The sequence below is a fragment of the Arenibacter lacus genome (assembly GCF_008711145.1).
GTDB lineage: Bacteria > Bacteroidota > Bacteroidia > Flavobacteriales > Flavobacteriaceae > Arenibacter > Arenibacter amylolyticus.
Map to the genome: position 1 here is coordinate 25,005 of NZ_VVIN01000009.1, position 20,265 is coordinate 45,269.

The following is a 20,265-nucleotide window of genomic DNA, read 5'->3' on the forward strand; positions in this document are numbered from 1 at the left end:
CTAACAGGGGGAATCACAGTACTATCAGGGAGAAAAGTGCCATCGGCAGTAACAATTTAGTCAATTTGATTCAATAGATTGGGTACAACTGCATAGTTGGTGCCTATGAGTGTATAAATGGTGCTAGTTGGTGTTGATTAAGCTACTTAGTATTCCCTTTGGTGATATAGATGGTAATTCCAAGGAAGGAATTAATTGGCTGTTTTGGAATAGGCTTTTTTACCATACTCCTTGATTTCCGCAAAATGTGCCATAAATAGTTTCATTTGAGAAATCGCTTTCGAATCAAGGGTATATTTCTTTGCTCGGACTTCCTTTTGTATTTCAGCAACCGTCTTTTCCGCTTCCGCAATTAAACTTGGAGTCCAAGCCGTAATTTTGGTCTTGGTAAGAAAGTAAAAGGCATCTCCCAATTCCTCGGGGGTCATTTCCCCCCTGTTCCCGGATTGAAGCGTTTTCAGGGTTTTCAAAATCGTATCCGAATTACTGGCCTCATTGGTTCTTTTCACCTGTAAATCCTTTCTTCTAATGTCCTGTTCAGATTGCTTTATTGCGGTATTTAGGTTGGCGGAAACTTGGGTCAACCTATTTTTAGTAGCGTTATCAGCCCCGGATTGCGCGATGATATTCTCAATGGAATCCTGGGCACTTTTTAAGGTTTCCAGTTGTGCCGTTGCCTCATCCCTTTCCTTTAGAGCTACCTTAGCAATACTGTCATTTAAATTAGCAAGTTTGTTCGCAGATTTTTCCGCTGCCTCACTTTTTTCTTTTAACTTTTTATAATTAAAGGTCGTAAAAAGGGTTACTGCAGAAATCAGTACCAAAGCTGCAATCCAATAGAATAAGGCGCGGAGTCTTTTTTTACTTCTTAGTTCCTGTTTTAACCTTGCCTCCTCCAATCGTAGATTTTCCAGGTTTTGATCATCACTAGCCTTGAGATACTCCATGGCCAACTCAAATCCTTCTTTATAACGATTTGCCCATACCTTGGTAGGTTTAAATTTATTTTTCCATTCAAGGGCCAGTTCCAGCTCACTCCCGCTAAGAAAGTCCTTTTTTCCCTGTTGGTGCAGCTCGGCAGCTTCCACCAACCGCAGATAGATCTTTGCCGATTCTGCTTCTTCATCCATCCATCGATTCAACCGTTGCCATTCCCTAATCAGGCTTTCATGGGAGATATCTATCACCTTATCCCTTGTATCGGCTACGTCATTTACAATAAGAAAGGAGCGTTTCCCTTTTATAAAGAATTGGATTATCCGAAGTACCTCCTCTGGCTTGGCTCCGGTGAGTTCTACCAGTTGGCTGAGCAGGACAGGGCGTCTGGTCTTACGGCCATGTTCATCGATGGTCGTCAGGGACTGAAAAATTTCCTTAGCGATGGAGAACTGTCTCTTATCCATGCCGGCCAGGGCCTCGTCTGCATGTTTTGCCAATGCCTCCTGCATGCCCCCTATATATTCATAATCGCGCATATCCAATTCCCCACTTTTGTCCTCCTGCAGTTCGTGATCCCAAATACGCATCAATGCATGTTGTAATAAGGGCAATTCATCTTCATACTGGCCTACATCATTCAGAAGCCTGGAGACTAGGGCGGGATTGAGTTTGCCAGCATATAATTTTGCCGGTCCTTCTATGGCCATTTTTAATTGAACCCGATTTAGTTTGGGTACCAGAAACAGGCTTTTGTTCATGGCCTCGGGCAGCCCATAAAACTTTGTACAATCCCCCAAAAAGTCGGACCGCATGGTAATTACCACATAGAAGGGGACTTCCTGCTGCTTGGAGAGTTCCAGCATTATATTTACGAAGTCATTCGCTTCGTCTTTGTTGGCAGCACTTTTCTGAACCTTGGTAAAGCGGAACAATTCCTCAAATTGATCTATTAAAAGAAAGAAGTTTTTATGCTGCTGTTGTTTTATATTTTTGAGAAACTGGAGTAAGGGACTTATCCCATCCACTTCCATTGCACTTAAAAGTCTGGGAATTTCCTGAAGATCCCTTTCGGCATCAGTCCACCCTACCAACACCTTAACCAGATTATAAAGTGGGGCTTGCCCAGGACGCATAATCCCGATACACCATTGATCGCTTCCCTGTATTAAATAGCCTGCCTTTAGAGCAGGAATGACTCCCGCTCGTAATAGGGACGACTTACCGCAACCGGAACTCCCTACTACCGCAACGAAATGGTAGCTATGCAACTGCTGCAACAACTCCATGACCTGGTCATTACGACCAAAAAACAGCAAACTCTCATCCACGTCAAAGGGCCGCAGGCCTACATATGGATTTAATGAATCTCCCTTCATACTCCCGTTGGTTTTAATGCTTTTATAAACTTTTCCAGTGCCAAACCATCTAAAACCTGTTGATTGCTATTGTCAATTATGTTAATTTTCAGAAACTTTTGATTGATCCACAGATCGTTGTCTTCCTTGTGTGGCGGTGCCATATAAATTAGGAAATCCTCAATGGGATAATTACGGGTGATAATCAGTTGAAGGGCCGCACTCATACGTTCAAGAACCCACTCACGGGATACCTTGCCATAGAGAAAGATGAGTTTCTTAACCTGCCCGATCCTATTGCCCAAGATCTCAATATTTTTTCGCGGATCATCCTCCTGGGGATTTATAAAAGGCTGAATATTGTTTTCCAGCAATGCTTTCCCCAAATCGAAAGCATAATTCTGGTCGTTTAAATGCGTATCCAATAGCACGGATAACTTATCCTCGGTGGAAGGATTCTCCACTTCCATCAATTTAATCTGTTCCGCAAGGTCTGCAATCTGCTTTGCCAATAGGCTCTTGGGCCCACGAATAAACTCCACGCCCTTGGACATTCCTTTCCCTGCTTCCAAATCGCTTAAAAAACGTTGATACTCCAATTCCTCGATAGAGGAGAAATCCAATTCCGACGGTACCCAGATCATTTGCGGATTTTGCAACCCGAGTGCGATCTCTGCTTGTTTCTGGGGATACCAGAATTGGGGGGCACCTATAATCTCCCTCCCTGGGTATTGATCCAATAAATGGACCGTTAGATCCGATTTTTTTATGGCTTCCTCGGTAGATTCTCGATGTGCATTTACCTCATCCGGAGGCGGAATTCCGGTAATAACCTCATAACCCTTTTTTTCCAGTTCGGAGATAATACGTTTACGGGAAGTGCGCAACGTATCGGGTACTTCTCCAATATAGATGGTAAAGGCATCGGTAACCGTTGTAGGATTTGAAGTCCGTTCTTCCCGCTCCCTCCTTAAATCATTGATCAATTCCCATATCCCGTCCCTTAGATCCTGCATTCGGGATATATAATTTTTGGAATCCGTCTCCAACAGGTCTCCGAAATCTTCCTTCTCCCGAGCGTCATGGAAGCTAAATCCGGTAGTTCCCCTCAAGGGGGTTGGCCACTCTTCGTAGGGGATATTATTGAGCAATACGTGAACGATTCGGGATCGGTCTGCCACCTGAAGCCCATAAGGATCGTTTTGAACCTTTTCCTGAAATAGTTCCAGCTCTTGTTGGCAATAATCGGATTGCTTATAACCTGGAGAATTTAGCACAAGAAAAATGGCCGACTGTGTTATGCCGTTTTTAATGGACTCGTCAAAAAGTTTGGTGCCGTCCAGTTTCTTGTCGTCCCACCAAATCTTAACCGTACCCATACGGCCATAGCGCCTGTCCAACATCTGTTTTAAATGGGCATAAAACAATTTTATCCAGCCCTCTTCCTGCCCGGAGAATGTTGCATTGTCTACATGGGCATAGCTTATAAAAATATCATATTCAAAACCAGGTGTCAGCGCCATACAGTATTCCTTTAATTTTTTGGTTCCCTATAATATTGGAAGTCGACTTCCAGGGCATGTCCAATTTCTTTAACATTGTTGCATGCATAATCGGGGGAAATATCAGTATGTAAAGGCTACCTCAAAAGCTTGGGTGGGGTAGTATTGGTAGTTTACTATTTATCCTTGGGTTAATGTGACTTAAATTTAAGAAATATCTTGCAAAAAGAGGCCGAAATGAGGCTAAAACGTCTAAATTATTCCGCTAAACGACGAGGGTAGAACCTCCAGTGACCTCCATTGATTCCAAGAGGTTATACGATGGTAAAAGGAGTTGGGTAAACGGTAGTATCCCTTACGAGGTTTACAATCCTCCTGACCACTTCTACGTGCCTATCATCGAGTTCCGTACTGGCCCTGTGGTCTCCCATCATGCCTGCTACATCGGTACCACCTCTACTACCACTGGCCGGTTCGCCCGTTAACCTGCTATAGTCTGCGGGAGTTAAATTATATTCATCGGGATTGCCAACGATATGTCCAAATTCGTGCGCCATGGTAGAGTCGTCAAAGCCATCACCGTTGGTACCCCTCAAGTAAACTTTCATCCTTCCGCTCCTTCGCCAAACCGCAGACCTTCCTATATCATCTTCCAAAACAATGGTTTTGTCAGGGCTCGATAGACCAATGGCCATGTAATTGGCAAATACCAGTCGTAACCTTTTGCTACCACTCTTAAGTACAAATCTGTTGTTCCAGTTCTCATCTATAATTCGGACCCAATCTTCCAGGGTTGCATTGTTAAACTCATAATCGGAAGGAAGTTCCGAATCATCAATATTGAACCTTAAGGGTATTCGAATCTCATTGGAGGTAAAATGTACAGGTAGTGTCACCGGAATTCTTGAAGCACTTCGTGTACGATGCGTACCTTCGGCCCCAGCCGTCTGCCATAAGGGATCGTGGGAACGAATCGCAGCAAGGAGCAAATTTCGATCACTGCCAGACAGTCCAGAATTGATTAACAACAAATAAACACCGGGCTCATTAATGATTGTCCTCTGATCAGCCGCACTCAGCCCTCTAAGGAAACCATCTATATCACTGACATTTATCTCCGTAGCCCGAAATTTTTGGATGAGACTGGCCACGTTGGCCGGCATGGCTGCACTACCATATTTTAACAATAAAGCTGTTTCGGTAAGGTCCACACCACTTAGTTCATCTCCCATTTCCGATAGTATTTTTGGGTCGCTCCCCAATCGTCGTAGCTGGGTAGCACTAAGGGTATTATCGGTAAGAATTGATCGGATGGCAACCATGTTTTCCTTCCTGATGGCCTTCAGCAGTTCCTTTTGTTTTGTAGCGGGGGTAAACTCATGAATCCCAATGGCTGTCCTTGCTAGATCCAGATCCTCACCGGACAATTCTTCCTCCAGCATATGAACAAACCACGGATCCCCAACAATAATATTTCTGGCTTGGGCATTACCATTTATAAGGGTCAATTCTGCTATGAGTTCTTCCTCTTTGGTTCCCCAACCCTTTATATACTTCCATATATTTTTTAAATACGGATTAGCTTGCCCGGATATGGTAACGAAATTCTCTATCCCTTGGTGCCTGGCAACCATCCGTAAATACCAAACTTCCTCCGGATCATATTCCTCCGCAATTAGGGCCCATAGGGCAATATCTTCCAGGATATTAACTCCATGGGCACCTCCTTCATGACTGGCGGCCTCTCTTACCATAACTACGACCCTATCAAAATCCCTTCCCCTAAATCCTGAGCGGGCAGATACATTTAAATCTTTTCGTTCCCCACTTTCCAAAATAGCATAGCCTTGGACGGAGGCCGAATCACTACCTGTATCCCCAGGGTCAATATTGGTATAAAGTAAGCTGGTGGAGGTATCCAGTTCGTCCCCGGACAATTCATCCTCCAGGACCTCAATGAGCCCGGGCATTGCCTGTAGCTCCTCCCTTTCAGTCTGGGTGACACCCCTTAATACCGAGTTTATTCTGGCCTCATGGGTTCCCCAACGATCGGTGGCGTCCAAGATTTCCCTAAAATGGACCGGATAGTTGCTTTCTAACTGGTAGGTTAATAACAGGTAGGTTTTTAACATTTTCATTTCTGACGCCTCTCTTCGGATCTTCCGTTCCATAATTTGATCGTTCTTAATCGCATCACGGACAGTCTGACTGTTTTCACTTCTAATGGCCGGCCACACATTTGCCATATTTACAAAAACATCGTCCAGCTCATCTTCAAACGCGGCCCGTAGACTAGCCTCCGTTTTTTGAATGGAAGGGGGTTGTTCCTTTGGTATCGGATTTTGCTGCTGCACCACATGGGTCAACTCATGCGCCAACAAATGTTTCCCCGCTGAACTTTGTGGATTATACTGCCCTTGGTTAAAATAAATATCGGAACCACTGGTAAAGGCCCTGGCATTCAGTTGACGGCTCATTTGGAAAGCATTTTGGTCCGTATGTACTTTTACTTTAGAGAAATCAGCACCAATACGATGTTCCATCCACTCGCGGGTTGGGTTAGGCAAGAATCGTCCACCTCCTTTTTTAGCGTTAAACTTTGATTCAAAACCCATAGATGGGTTTAACTGTGAATTAGCCTTGGGGCTTATTTGGGTGGTAGTGGTCGGTGTTCCTATTTCACGATTGGGTTCCCCTTGAAATCGGGGATAACTATGGGTGACATTTGGCAGGTTATAGAGGTCACCACTTAAGGCATGACCGATGGCACCACCCAGATTCACAAACGCCTCGAAAGGGTTTTGGTTAAAGGGAGCCGTAATCGTAAACAATACCGCTGGGTTATTTTGACCTTCTTCCAGCGGATAATTAAAGTAACTCACATTGATCATTGTACCGATGTCCATAGGATTGGCAACAATGTTCAGGTTTGGAATGCCTTGATAGTGCTCAAAGTGAAAACTACTGGGAGCCCCGAATAGGGTGACATCATCGGCAGTAATATAACCGTAGTGCAATGCATTTCGGATAAAAGAGGTACCTCCGCTAAGTCCGTATGCACTATCAAAATGTTGTCCCAAATATTGCCTTGCACGTCCCAGATGGAACTGAAAGTAACTTAGAATAGGAATACCCAAGGACTCTAAAGCAGCCAACGGAAAGTCCACCAACCCATTACCCGTGTAGGGCGCCAAATCTACAATGCTCCCATTAGGTCCCTGAACAAGGAAGGTTGGGGAAGTGTACATAACACCATTTGCACGGAGGATCAACGGCGAAGGAAGCTGTAGGCTGAGGTTCGGCAACGTATCGGCAGCGGAAACTGATACTTCTGTATTGGGGGTTAGAGACTCTGTACCGGTAGGCCCATCTTCTTTTTGAATTATAGTATCTGCAGACGTACACTCCATATGCAAAGTACTTTCTGCCTTCATTTGTTTTTGAATAATGGGAGTATTGATTGTTGCTAGTGGTTTCATCCTCAATTTCTCCTCTTCCTGTTTCTGGAAAATCGGGGCGATAGTTGGACTTATCGGTTTCATCCGTAATTCTTCCTCTTCCCCACAGGTTTCGCATCTTCGCTGTAGGGGTGCAATTTGGGATGCAGGCATCCTCATCACCCCATCGGCAACGGTTTCGGCTTCCTGTTCATACCTATCCTCAGCTTCCCCGATCGCTAACTTTTTTTGAACAACTGGCGTAGGGGCTACAAACACTTTTGGATGTGTTTGAGATCTGGATTGAGTGGTATGTTTATGTTGTGAAACTTGCACTTCATTTATTTTTTATTGGTATACAGTGAAAATAGATTATGGGACATCGGTGTTTTGCGATTGAACATGTCCTATTCCTTATTTTTTTTTTAGAAATCTACTTGCTGTGGCCATTGACCTAGGTTTCCCCATTATCCCATCTCCCATTATTACCCCGTCTTTAAAAAGATCATTGAGGTTTGGGTTAAGAAATAGCAGCTCGTATTCCATTTGGCGTTACACTTTTCACCCAAATTTCCAGATTTTCGACACTCTAGGCACCAGTCTGTTTATCAATGCATTAAAATTTTTCAATCTTACGGTTATTACTTGCTCCCATCTATTTATTAATAGGGTTAAGATCTATCTTGGGTAGGAAAATAGAATTTCGTTATAGGCGTCCACTACATACTGCCTACCGTTCCCGGTAAACTCTACCCAAGCATGTGTGGTGCTGGTCTCCCAGTCTGGGGATAAGCCCATTTGCTGAGACACATCATGAACTGATGAGGCATAATTTCTACATACATAATCCCCGTCCGTAAGATCCCCATCCCTACCTTCTAGAGCCAAGACTGCGCTATGCACCTCATTGTGCAGACAAATAATTCTATCCTCAAAGCTAGCTTGTAGGTTACATCTGGTTGCTATGTCGGTGGTAGTTTCGGAAGAGAGAGAACTGCCCACGAAAACAAAACTAATGCCCTCGGAAAGTGGATTACCCGCATTTCTATGACCTTGTAGCCACTGTGCGCTGCCAATAGATCCCACATGATTTGTAGTTCCACTGGGGACCGGGGCCCTTTCGGTTCCTTTGAACCATCGTTGTATGGTGGGTGTCTTGGATTGCTGAATAGTATGCGTTAATTCATGCGCCAACAAATGCTTTCCCGATGTAGATGTGGTATTATAATGGCCTTCATTAAAGTAAATATCATTTCCATGCGTAAAAGCCCTAGCTCCTAAAGATCGATTCATCTGAATGGCGTTTGAATCCGTATGTATGCGAACTTCGCTAAAATCAGAACCAAATGAATTGCTCATCTGCTGATTTGTAGCCTCCGGAAGTGCGGAACCTCCACCTTTTGTTTGGTTCAATTTAGTAGACAAGGCGGCGGTGGTATTCAAAATATCCCTCTCCGATTTCGCCTGTACCTTTGGCTGCTCTTCCTCCGTTGGGACCATTTGAATGACTGGCGTAATTGAGCTCGCCAAAGGGTTCATTTGCACTTGTTCTTCCTCGCATTCTTCACATTTTCGCTGAATAGGGGCATCAGATTGCGGCATTCGCATTACCTTATCCGCCATTGCATCTGCCTCTTGTTCGTACTTGTCCCCAGGCTGACCGACAGTCAATTTTCGCTGTACTATCCCGGGCCTATGCTTTGTTAAATATGTCCCGTATCCCATAACTACCTTCTTTTAATTATTACTAAATAGTCCTCCCATTCTTATGGTATTCCCGTTTCACCCCTTGAACGATATCTGCCATAAATATTTCCGTTCCCTTCCTATCCAATGCCATTAAAGAGGCGTACTGTACGGCATTAACAATGGAGCCCCCCGCCAGTTCATAATCGTTCGCGATTTGATAAAGATTTATGCTTTTCTCCAATTGACAGGTATCGGAAAATGCCATTTGCCATAAATTATAGCGTTCCTTGGCCGAGGGGATTGGAAATCTGATCACGGTCTGGAAACGCCTTAAAAACGCATCATCAATATTGCTTTTAAGATTGGATGCCAAGATCACCAGTCCGTTGTATTCCTCAATACGCTGCAATAAATAAGATACCTGCTGGTTGGCATACCGGTCATGGGCATCTTTAGTGGCTGTTCGGCTTCCAAAGAGGGCATCGGCCTCATCAAAGAACAGAATCCAGTCTTTGCTCTCCGCTTTGTCAAAGACCTTGGCCAAATTCTTTTCGGTCTCTCCAATGTATTTCGAGACCGTTTGGGAGAGGTCTATCCGATAGACATCCAGTCCTAGTTTTTTTCCAAGAAGACTGGCCGTTAAGGATTTCCCAGTTCCCGGAGGGCCATGAAACAAGGTCTTATACCCTGGCTTTAGTATGTTCGCCATTTTCCAATCTACCATCAATTGCCGATGGTGTTTTAACCATACCTCTATTTCCTTGAGTTGGTTCTGGGTGCTTTGTTCCAAGATAAGGTCTTTCCATTCCATCCTGGTTTCCAGGCGTCTAGCAGGGAAGTCACTACTAAAGGTTGGTTTTTTCACTTCCCCGGTAGTTATCCTATCCAGCACTTCCTGGGAAAGGCATATCTGCCCGTTAAGGAAACTGGTATTGCCCGAAACTTCGGATAACCATATCAGCTGTTTCTTTGCAAACACATGATCGCCTTCAAAGGGTTTTAGCAAGGCAAAGCGCCTTTCCAGATCATTGGCGGCCAAAATAAACATTACCGTTTCCCCAGTAGGCAGGAATCCCGAATGGGAATCGCTTACCTTCCCGCCAAACTCGGTGTACAATTGATTGGTAGTCTTGTTTTTTTGAATAAACACATCCAATAATTCCGGTTTTATATAAGGGACGGCAGCGAGGATTAGGATAAATCTTTCCACAAATCCAAATCCATTCTCCTGAACCAATTGGGCGTAGCCCGAGGTCCCCTCGGAAATATTAGGGGGTGCAATCTCCATAACATCCCTGTACTCGGTTGCTTCATTGGCATTTAAGTCCGACCTTGTTTTAAGGATCTGCTTTAACCATTGTAGCTCCATGCCAATATCCGCTGCGTTTATTCTAATCTTGTCGGTTACCATTCCACGTTTATTATATATTGGTTCCATGGCAATTTTACTACCGAAATTGGCCACGTCAATCGGTCTAACAATACATCAAAGCCCTTTCTCTCGACTTTTATCAACCAGCCATTCTCCTTGGGCGTCAAAAGGCCATCCCGTTGTAGGAAAGTCTGTCTTAAACTATCCGGACCTGTATTTTTTAAGGCCGGCCAATTAGCAATAAGGGCCCGCAATAGATGCTCACATTCTTGTTTTTCCCCTTTGGTCAAACCAAAGCGGTCCGAAATAAAATCTGTAGGCCCTACCCCACATAGTATTTTATTCAACAACCAGTGGGTTTCGTCTCCTCCTTCCGATCCAAAGACCATGAAATGCAATAGATGGATGGCTTTGGTAAACGCCTTTTCATCCTGGAATAATTGCTCTTTCATAAGACCTAATCCGGTAAAGAAAGCTTCCAAATAAGGCCAAACCAATATTAGACCTGCGTTATTGATGACTATTCCATTTTCCATCGGCAATTCCCTGGGAGTCACCATCCTTTTTCTCACCTGTCTTCCCCTAGTAGCTGTTTGGGATCTTGATTGGTGCGGGGCGACCAAGCTTTCCATTAATTGCCGCTCCTCCCTGGAAAACAGGTCTCCCCGCTTCCAATCTACCGATTTAAGCAGCGCTACAACCGATTTTCGATAGGTTGTTGGCAGTAGCTGGATTAGCCGCACCCTAGACGCATCTGATTGGTACACAAGCTGCTCAAGAAGTTGTTCCATAACCCACATCCGGACTACCCCATCCGTTTTTAGGTCGTCTAATAAGCCCTTTGCTGTTTTGGCTATTAAAGTATTCGCTAAGGGCATTGGCCTCCCCAACTTGCTTAAACAACCTTTAAACAGCGGAAGCTCGTCCAAAACTGCTTTTTTAGACATGGGATAATATTTAAAAAGGAAGTCCGACATTTGCTTTTCCGAAAAAAACCGGACCGCTCGTTTTCGGGCCTCTACATGCCCTAAAATCCTGAGCAATTGGGGCATGGCGACCAACTCTTTGGAAGAGAAATCCGATTGCAGTTTTGGCAGGTCCCCTTCGTAGTACCAAGGGAGTTGGCCCGTATTCAAATAATAGAGCAAGGTGTTTTTCACCTTTTGCCGAACGGCCATTTTGGAGGGTACGGGAGAAACTTTTTTATCCCTAATCTGATGAAAGAGTTTTTCCTTCAATGCTTTTTTCACCGCTTTCGGAAATTCCGATTCCAGCCGATTAAATGCCAAATGCCCAATATCTATGGTCATGGTATCTATCCGAACTACCTCATTATCGAGTATCAGATTTTCACAGATATCGGAAAGAATAGCCTCTATGCTTTCCTTATACACCTTGGAAATTGCCATAGCAACCTCCTCTTGGTCATCCACATTTGCGATGTTGATGTCCAAGACTTGTTGTTTGATACTATGTTTATCTACATAGGACAATTTTTATACTTTAAAGTTTTTCGTAATGTTCGCTACTATTTCCTTCCCTAGTACCCCCGACTTGCTCTTAGACCACTCTTTCATTTCACCCTCCATATTAACCCCGGCCTTTTTTAATGCCTTGGCCGTGTTGCTCAGGGTTTTTTCACTCTCGGCACTGATATTTTTCCCCTCGTTGATAATTAAGCGATCCATATAACTATTGGTAAGGACTTTTAGGGAATTGGCCCTGTTGGTTTTTGTCGTTTTATCCGTTGTAGTGTTCATTTCCTTAAGAAGAAGATCCCGATTCTTCAGATAGGTCTTGTTAAGTTCCTCGGTGCTTATTTCCGCTTCCTCATTAAATGTAGTAATCACCTTTTCTACGGCTACTAGGGTCTTTATATTTTCCCTTTCCTTGGCAATAGCCTTCTCCATTATTTCGCGATATAATTTTCCACTTCTCTTATATTCATCGGCTAGGAGAATGGCCTCTCTTGAATCTTCTACAAACCCTATATTATTGATTAACTCCTTAAGCCCCCCTTTTAATTTGGTACCTGGAATCAATTCTACATCCTGGGTGGTCATCTCATTTTTTACCACCACCTTGGAAATTTTCACCCTGTGAAATCCGTTGGCCGCCACTAGAAGTTCATAAGTCCCGTTTACCATGGCCTCATCGGTGAGCCTATACATCCCCTTGCTATCGGTTTTGGCTCCAATATCCTTACCTCCCATGGAGGTCCATACATCGGCGTTCTCTATAGAGATTTGCCTGCCTTTTTCATCCTTATAGAATACAAAGCCTTTTATACCAATGGTGATATCCCCTTTGGGAATGATGGGAATAATAATAGTGATGTTGGAGGAGTCCAAATCCCTTAACTCCGTATTCCCCACCTTTTCTATGGTATAGGGAAAATCTTCTATGAGATAGGCACTGGTATTATTTCCGGAAGCCGCCAAAACTTTTTTTTCATCTACACTGTAAATAAAGGTTTGTATTTCCTTATGCGGATCAAAAGGATGGGGCCTCACATTCAATTTGGCCTCCCCATACTTCCCATTGTTGCCGCTCAACTTAATTCGATATCGTTCCGGTTCGCACATAGAATGGAGCATGTGTTCTTCCACTACTTCGTATTGAATAGGAGCCTCCTTGTTATTGTTTATCCTTGTTGGGACTATTTCATTGATAGGAACCGCCAACGGATCTAAATGAGCTGTCACTACCCCCACCGATGTACAGGGATCGCAACATTGATAAGGCAGCGTGAAATCGGCAAGAACTCTCCCGGCACCTTCTTCGTTTAATTTAAAAAAGGCATCTATATCCAGTTTATCAGTTTTGATTTCCTTTGTCCATTTTTCCAATACCCCCTTCATTTCTGCCCGAAATCTATCCGAAAATCCGTCTTGATATAACAACACAAAGGTTTGTCCCTGTGCTACCCCGGCCTTGTGTTCCAACCCTGGGTGATGTTTTAAAAACTCCCCGAAACTATGCTGTTGATGATATGCAGAAATTCTATTGACTAGGGTATTGTGAAGTACGCGAATATCGATATAAGGATAAATAAAAAGATTCCTCATCAACTCCTGAACTGCTGCTATCAATCTTAGGACCACGTGTACTTTTGTTAGATTACCATTGTTGGGAATTTCACCCGCTTTCAACTTTAGAAAGTTGGTAAATAGGTCCAGCGGACATTTATAGGCTTCCAACCACGCCGTCATATTAAAGGCCTCAAAGCTTTCCGGAGTACGATTGCGTATGGCTATTAAACACGCGTCGATTTGTGCATGAAGACTATCTACAGTTACACTATTTACCCCGGCAGTAGTCCCACCTGGAGCCTCTTTCTCCCTTTTAATCCATTCGGCCCTATTGGCCTCCTTGGTCTTATAGTGAACTTCATCCATTGCACGGTACCAATTATTGTTGTCCAAACCTAAATTAACACCACGTACCTTGTTAAGTTCTTCATATAATTCGGAGGTGTCTTTCTCAGACATTATATTACTGTCGTTTTTGGTCTTATTCTTACGCTGAAGAAAGCGTGAACCTGAAATCAATCGCGAAAAACTTCCTAAAAAATAGAGCAACTTGCCACGCCAAATGGCATAATGTGGCTGTAAATCCTTATAGTGGCAGTCCCGAAGTCCCAATAATTTTTCATGGACCACGGATTCGTCACCAAAATAGATGGTTTTAATATCGAAATTTAGGTTATACTCCGTTTTTATTTTGTTGAGTCCAGCCATTGTTTCCTGGATTCCCCTGCCATGGATTCCTTCCAAACGAAGGAAATTTAATTGGTCCAAATCAAAATGCAAGGGCGTAGTAAGGGGAGTCTTTCCCTCCGGAGCCATTGAATTATTGTCATAGGACAGGTTTAGTGCATCGCTTTCCTTTTCCCACAATTGACATTGACGTTGTTTCCTTTCAAAGTTCCATTCAACTTCCAGGTTTTCCAAGGCCTCAAAATTGCTAGTACTTTTGGAATCGTAGTAAAACGGAATGCTGCGCATGGACAAGCTCGATTTTTTCTCACAGCTTGGGGTTACCTTAACTTCCACCTTACCCATATTCTGAAGGCGTTCAAAGGAAAATTTTTCCAATAGTAATACTATTCTTTTATGTAGGGATATGGTCTTATCCAGAAGTTGTCCATGTAGGTTAAAAATAGGTGGCTGGGTAAAGCGATGTCTGTACGCATCTACTTCACATTTGGCAGGTTGCTGATTTATCACTTTTCCCAACATCAGGTGTCTTGGAAACCTATTCATGTCCGGGCAGCACTGGAGCATTAAAGCGTAGGCAGTTTCCCTAAATTCCTCATAGGCCAGGATGAGATCTTTATAAAAATCATAGACATATTGTACCCCCCACCAGCTAGGTTGAGTGAGACCACCTGCCAAATACGCTTCCAATTGTTTAAAGGTATTTTCGATGATTGAGGAAGAGAAAGGGTTCTCTCCATAACTCTTGTTTAGGATTGGCTCGTAAACCGTATAAGTAGCATTTAATAGGGCCTTTAAGGGGGTAAACCCTTTAATCATTGTTTCTACATAGGCAAAGGCAAAAGGGAAATAATGTTTGGTTTCCAAATCATCAAACAATACCCTAGGTAGACCAAGGTCCCTTAAATCATCTTTTTTTAGAAACAGGTCGTCCTGTCTACCTCCGTTGGTCCTACTATTGACCTTGTTTAGATCGTCTACACTGATGAGTAGTTTTCTAAGGTTAAAAATGCGGTCAATTCCCAATTCATCACAGCTCTTCCCCAGACAGGATTTAAGATCATTGTCCAAACATTCCAGGAACAACACAGCTACCTTATCATTGAGAAAATTTTTAGTCAGGGAAATAAGCTGCTCGTCTTCATCCACTTCCACCTCCTCGGTAAGCAGTTCGTAAAGCGCAACATCCTGTTGAAATATTGCATCCTGAAAAGGGGTATAGACCACCCCTTCCGGCAAATTATACGCTCGGTATTGCACCGTGGTACACGCCCCGCTCTCCGGGCATAACTTAATTAAAAAGCCTTCCGAACTAATGCCGATTCCTTCATGAATTACCACGTTTGTGTTTTGTCCGGTAGTTACTTCCAATTCTAAACCACAGGCGATCCCCATCCCAATAAGGCAAGAGCGGGTTAACCTGGTCTGTTGATCCAGATATTTATGTAGCTGATTGAGCTGCCCACTGGTAAGTACCTGGTTATCTTCAAAAATGGGATAATTGTTTATTAGTGTGCTCATGACTTATTTTTTTAGGTTCCTAAAACGGAATTATTCAGAATGATGGCACCTTCCAGCGATTCTTCCTCGTCACAACTGTGTAAGGTCCCGGTGGGATAAATATTTCTGCTCTTACTTAGTGCCTTTATAAAATTGTTTAACGCTACGGAAAGATCGGACTTGCTCCCAACGGGCCTATTGATCTCTAGGAGCCAAGATTTATAGGCGTGTTCCAAAGCCTCCATTTGTTCACAATTCACCCAACAGACATTGAGTAGTATATGTGCCGGGGTTTCCAACCGGAGGGTCTTTTCTACAAATTTTCTAAAGTCCAGATCTATAAACCTATCGGCCCAATAGGGAAGAATCACGGTGGCTATACAGGAATATACATCCTTAATTTGGCAGGCTTCGCAGTCTTGATCCAAATGGATGGGCAGCAGATCGTCTATTACCCATTGCAGTTTTGAAACTAGGGTAATGTCCAATTCCGATCCATTCTCCTCTACCATCCCGACAGTGTATTGCCCCTCATTTTCGTCATTCCCCGGGTTTTCAATACGTACCCTATCCCCTTCTATGAGTGCCATTGCCGAGGCGTCGCCAACAGTTATTCTTTTGGTGATGGGTTTTATCTTGGTAATCGCTGTCTGGACCGAGTAACGTACCGTACCATTTTGGAAGGGAAGTTTTGGCAAATCGAACTTTAAATCTTCCTTGACCTTTAACTTGGATTTACCTCCTTGTGTGGTAATTTTGACAATACCGAGTTCCATTCCATCGTAAGGACCATTTTCTATATAAATGGATTGCCCAACAATTTCGGCCTTTAGATTATCGGAAACCATCAGGGTATTGTTACTGGAATCTACCTTAACAATATCGCTTCTTTTGGGAAAAATCAGTTGGGCCGTACTACTTCCCAGGGAAACCAATTGCCTAGATTCCAACGGAAGAAACAACTCCTCATTAATTCGGGGACGGAGCAATGTATGCTCTATCAAATGCATTCCCTCCTTATTAAAGAATCGTTCCTTTATAAAGCCAATTAGTTTCCCGATGGCCTTTTCATCCTCTCCACCTACCACTGTTACCGTGTTCCCGCTTATTCCCACCATGGTAAACACATGGGTATCTATTATTTCGCCGTCCGGCACCTCGGAAAAAATAGGTTCCCAAAACCCCAAAATTGTTTTGCCACCTTCATTGGATATTTCCCGTATGGTATAGACGCCATCGTTTTTTTGGGAACCCCTAATCTCAAAAAGATCGCCCACCATAAAATTGGCGCCAATATCTGCATCGGCCTTCACATACCTTTCCTCACTATTCACTTCCTGAAGTCCAAAGGCTTCTTCCCAGATGGCTTCCCCGTCAAATATGGGTGAAGGTAGTGCTTCGGCCAACTCAATCTCCAAATTTGGACCTATGGCATTCGTATCCATTATGGTGTATAGACCATCGTTGGAAGTAGAACCTAAAATTTGAAGCTTGGGATCAGTGCTATTTTTAATTTGGTCTGCCAAAAGGGAATTAAAATCCTTTTCAGAACTGGCCCCTAAAAGTATTCCCTTCTTACTATATAGTTGAAAACGATAGGGGGATAGGGCCGCATCCAGCACGTAACGTTCCCTATCCAAAGCGTTATGCACCACCTCCCACAACAATTTGGCAATCCTTTCACCTCCCTTTTTTAAAACCTGTTCCTCGGTGAGCGGCAAGGTTTCCGTTTCTTCCAAGACTACCTCCTCGGTAATCTTCCCATGCAGTATTTCGAAGGGATTTGAGAAATTAAACGCCTTGGAATACAGCACATAATCCAGGGAATAAGTGGGTAAATTGGGAGCCACAGGGCTCGTGTCTGCCGTAAGGGAATAGGTGAAGTAGTTGTTAGTGGGACAGCCTAGATTTTTTCTATTGGCTTCGTAATTTTCAAAATACTCCTTTTTTAAAATTGCCATAAGCTGGGTAATGGCAGTATCTGCATCTCCTTCGGCCGTGTCCGAATTATAGTCGTTTTTGGCACTAATTCCCAACACCCCATCCTCGCCATTCAGTTGAAAGAAAAACTTACCGCCTTCGGCTGGCAAAATGGTATAATTTTCCCGATAAAGCCCCACCATAATAAGGCCTTCCATCAATTCCTTCACCGCTGTTTCATTTTCCAAACTATCCTTTTGTACCAATAGCGGAACCGCAGCATCATCGGTAATGGAGTAGCCCCAGCTAGTATTTATGGAGAAATTGGGACCGAAATTAAGGGTTGCCAATTCCTTTTCCTGAATTCCCAATAAAAAGGAGGCCCTCTGCTCTACTCCGGAGATGTTGCCTATATGCCATTGGTAAAAGGGTTGTAGGTAATTAAAACCTTTTCCCCTTTCGGCACTGATGGCGGGGTAGCGATCTAGAAACTGTAATTTGTCCTCTATGAGGTCCAAGCCGGCAGTCTCTTTATTTACTTTATGCACCAAGATGGCATAATCCGTAAAGGTCTCCGCAAATCTTCCCAATAAATGATCCAAAAACTTGTTCCGCCTTTTAATGTACAGCTCCTCACTTTCTACCATTCCCTTCAGGGTTTCCGAATGCCCGGCAGCATCCATATATAAAGTTGATGCATTGGGGATAACTTCATGAAGAGGTTTTGAGAAATAGGTACGGTCAATTTTGTACTCCCCAAAAGCATTTTTATCCCCATTCATTGAGAAAAGATCTTTTACGCTATTTAGTTGTGCCAGTTCATTGGCGATCAACTGATCAAAAAAAGTTAAAAATGCCTTTAGCTGCTTTACCTTTCCCAATCGCTCGCTCTTCTTAAGTCCCTTTAAGGACGATAGATTGGGAATGCCCGAGCTTCCCACCCCATAGATATCGGGAAATTCTTCCTGCAGGGAAACGTAGTTTTCAATATCCTTAAACGCTCCCAAGGGGGGATCGATATCCATTTTTGGGTACCGGATCTTTTGGGGCCTATCCGCCGCCTCCAAATTGTTTATTAGGGTGCCTACCACCTCATCATTGGCCAGAAAGGGCAGTTGATCCTTGTAGAAGGTAATTTTGGATTTATCCAAACTTAATCTGGGCACGTAATTGTGTTCCCAAGCCAGGTCCAAACACCATTTTACACTTTTCTCCTCAATACCGTCATCATTGTCCTGTGGTTTGTTGGCGATCTGTATATTCCGTACCGCCTTTACACCCTGTACATCCATGATAATACGGATTAAATCCGAAACGTGGATTACCTTGGTCAGCTGCGCGGCCTCCAATTCCTTAGCATCAATAAATCCATGGCTTAGTTTAGGGCCTTCGAAAATCTTATCGACTGTTAAACATAGATTTTCATCAAGCTTACCAACAAATAGTACAGCTTCTTCCGAAAAGGTGTCAGAGGCTATTTCCTCTTCTATATGAATATCGGTAAAGGCGGGATTCAATTGATTCTCCCTGATACAATTTACGGTAAATTCCCCGGCAAGGACCTCATCCCCGGTAATGGAAACCGTATCGCCCTTGCCAACGTCTTCCTTAAGTGCCGCATTGATGGTAATCGTATTTTCTCCGGGTGATATCGCGGTTATACCATAGGTGTTTTCCATGGCACATTTGTTCAACATTTCCTCAAGGGTGTAAAAATATACGGTGGGGGAAAGAAAATTTGAAATAGCGTAAAAAATGGCGGCTTCGGTTTCTTCCACATCGGCCAGGTTATCCAATTCGATATCTGCACAGAGAAGGATTTCCTCTACCTTTAGGGCACTGACCCGGAAAAAATCGTCACAAAGGTTTCGGTTTCGATGTAGGTTGATTTTGACTTCCTCCACGATCTTGTGCACCAAAGCCATCTTTTCCATGTGTTTTACGATCAAACCTGCGGTAGGATCATATAGGAAATGGTTCAGTTGGGTGATAAGGTTATCCACGGCCGGAATAGGTTTGGAATTTGAGGCTACGGAAAGGACCACTTTTTTATCTTGGGCCAGATCATAGGTAAGACCATAGCCATTGGCCATATGAAAGAACTTTAAACTCACGTTCCTCACAGCCTTCCGTACCTCGTTATAATCTGTCCAATCCACAGGGTCGTCCCAGCTAGGAAAAGAAATCCTGACGGCAACTTTCATTCCCTGCAAGATGGGAAGGGCAGGGAATTCATAGAGTATAAAATCCCCTGCTATGGTATTTTCGTTTAGATCCCCATAATCCGTGTTTTTATCAAATTCCAGCAAAACATCATAGAGTGTTTTCACATAGAACTTTTTCTGCATGGCCGCATTAGGGATGGGGGCCAGACTAAGTTCACTCTTCTTTTTGTTCACATAAATGGCATGTTCGGCATCCGGGGATTTATGGATCCAGGCATTTTTCACCCCATAATATTGGGGATCGGATCCGTTGTTGTCTACCACCTCCACATCGATCATGATTTCCCTAAAATCATTAAAGGTCACAGGACAAACGGGCAGAATTCTACCGGCCGTATAGAAATTCTTTATATCGTAAACATCCGGACTTCCCAATTTCTGGGCCAGGATGTCCTTAATATCGTAATTAATTCTATATCCGACATCGGTGAGCACATAACTGAGTACCTCCAGGATGGTAATTCCGGGGTCATGGGTGTTGTAATCCGTCCATAACTTGCCCGCCAATTCCTGGATATGCCGAATTCCGATTTCTCGAAGCAACTCGTAATCCATGCTTTCTAAAGCCGGTGCTAACTTCGATATAGTCTTGGATTCGTTCATGGTG

General features: G+C 43.6%; 8 protein-coding genes. All 8 read right to left on the reverse strand.

Going from position 1 to position 20,265, the window contains the following annotated elements; translation table 11 throughout:
- Positions 1–191: 191 nt before the first annotated feature.
- Entirely contained in the window at positions 192–2,315 is a 2,124-nt protein-coding gene (locus F1E73_RS04935; protein ID WP_150451276.1) for an nSTAND1 domain-containing NTPase, read from the reverse strand.
- Positions 2,312–3,817, reverse strand: coding sequence for a toll/interleukin-1 receptor domain-containing protein (locus tag F1E73_RS04940; protein WP_150451277.1), 1,506 nt, complete (start codon positions 3,815–3,817; stop codon positions 2,312–2,314). Before F1E73_RS04940 ends, F1E73_RS04935 begins: the two co-directional genes overlap by 4 nt.
- A gap of 293 nt (positions 3,818–4,110) precedes the next feature.
- A complete protein-coding gene (locus tag F1E73_RS04945; protein WP_223883357.1) occupies positions 4,111–7,569 on the reverse strand; it encodes an eCIS core domain-containing protein in 3,459 nt (1,152 codons plus the stop codon).
- A gap of 342 nt (positions 7,570–7,911) precedes the next feature.
- Positions 7,912–8,958: an eCIS core domain-containing protein gene (locus F1E73_RS04950; protein WP_150451278.1), complete on the reverse strand. Its 1,047-nt coding sequence runs from the start codon at positions 8,956–8,958 to the stop codon at positions 7,912–7,914.
- 22 nt (positions 8,959–8,980) lie between these two features.
- Positions 8,981–10,360, reverse strand: coding sequence for an ATP-binding protein (locus tag F1E73_RS04955; RefSeq protein ID WP_223883358.1), 1,380 nt, complete (start codon positions 10,358–10,360; stop codon positions 8,981–8,983).
- Positions 10,327–11,787 (reverse strand): contractile injection system tape measure protein, encoded by a 1,461-nt coding sequence (locus F1E73_RS04960; RefSeq protein WP_150451279.1) that lies wholly within the window; start codon positions 11,785–11,787, stop codon positions 10,327–10,329. The genes F1E73_RS04955 and F1E73_RS04960 overlap by 34 nt, the downstream gene beginning before the upstream one ends.
- A 3-nt stretch (positions 11,788–11,790) precedes the next feature.
- Positions 11,791–15,534 (reverse strand): peptidase associated/transthyretin-like domain-containing protein, encoded by a 3,744-nt coding sequence (locus F1E73_RS04965; RefSeq protein ID WP_150451280.1) that lies wholly within the window; start codon positions 15,532–15,534, stop codon positions 11,791–11,793.
- An 11-nt stretch (positions 15,535–15,545) separates the two neighbouring features.
- The gene (locus F1E73_RS04970) at positions 15,546–20,261 is read right to left on the reverse strand and encodes a hypothetical protein (RefSeq protein ID WP_150451281.1); all 4,716 of its coding nucleotides are present in this window, start codon (positions 20,259–20,261) and stop codon (positions 15,546–15,548) included.
- Between the last annotated feature and the right edge of the window lie 4 nt (positions 20,262–20,265).

Excerpts from the sequence above, each read along its gene's own strand:
- F1E73_RS04935 (WP_150451276.1), bottom strand. The coding sequence starts at position 2,315 with ATGAAGGGAGATTCATTAAATCCATATGTAGGCCTGCGGCCCTTTGAC.
- F1E73_RS04940 (WP_150451277.1), bottom strand. The coding sequence starts at position 3,817 with ATGGCGCTGACACCTGGTTTTGAATATGATATTTTTATAAGCTATGCC.
- F1E73_RS04950 (WP_150451278.1), bottom strand. The coding sequence starts at position 8,958 with ATGGGATACGGGACATATTTAACAAAGCATAGGCCCGGGATAGTACAG.
- F1E73_RS04955 (WP_223883358.1), bottom strand. The coding sequence starts at position 10,360 with ATGGAACCAATATATAATAAACGTGGAATGGTAACCGACAAGATTAGA.
- F1E73_RS04965 (WP_150451280.1), bottom strand. The coding sequence starts at position 15,534 with ATGAGCACACTAATAAACAATTATCCCATTTTTGAAGATAACCAGGTA.
- F1E73_RS04970 (WP_150451281.1), bottom strand. The coding sequence starts at position 20,261 with ATGAACGAATCCAAGACTATATCGAAGTTAGCACCGGCTTTAGAAAGC.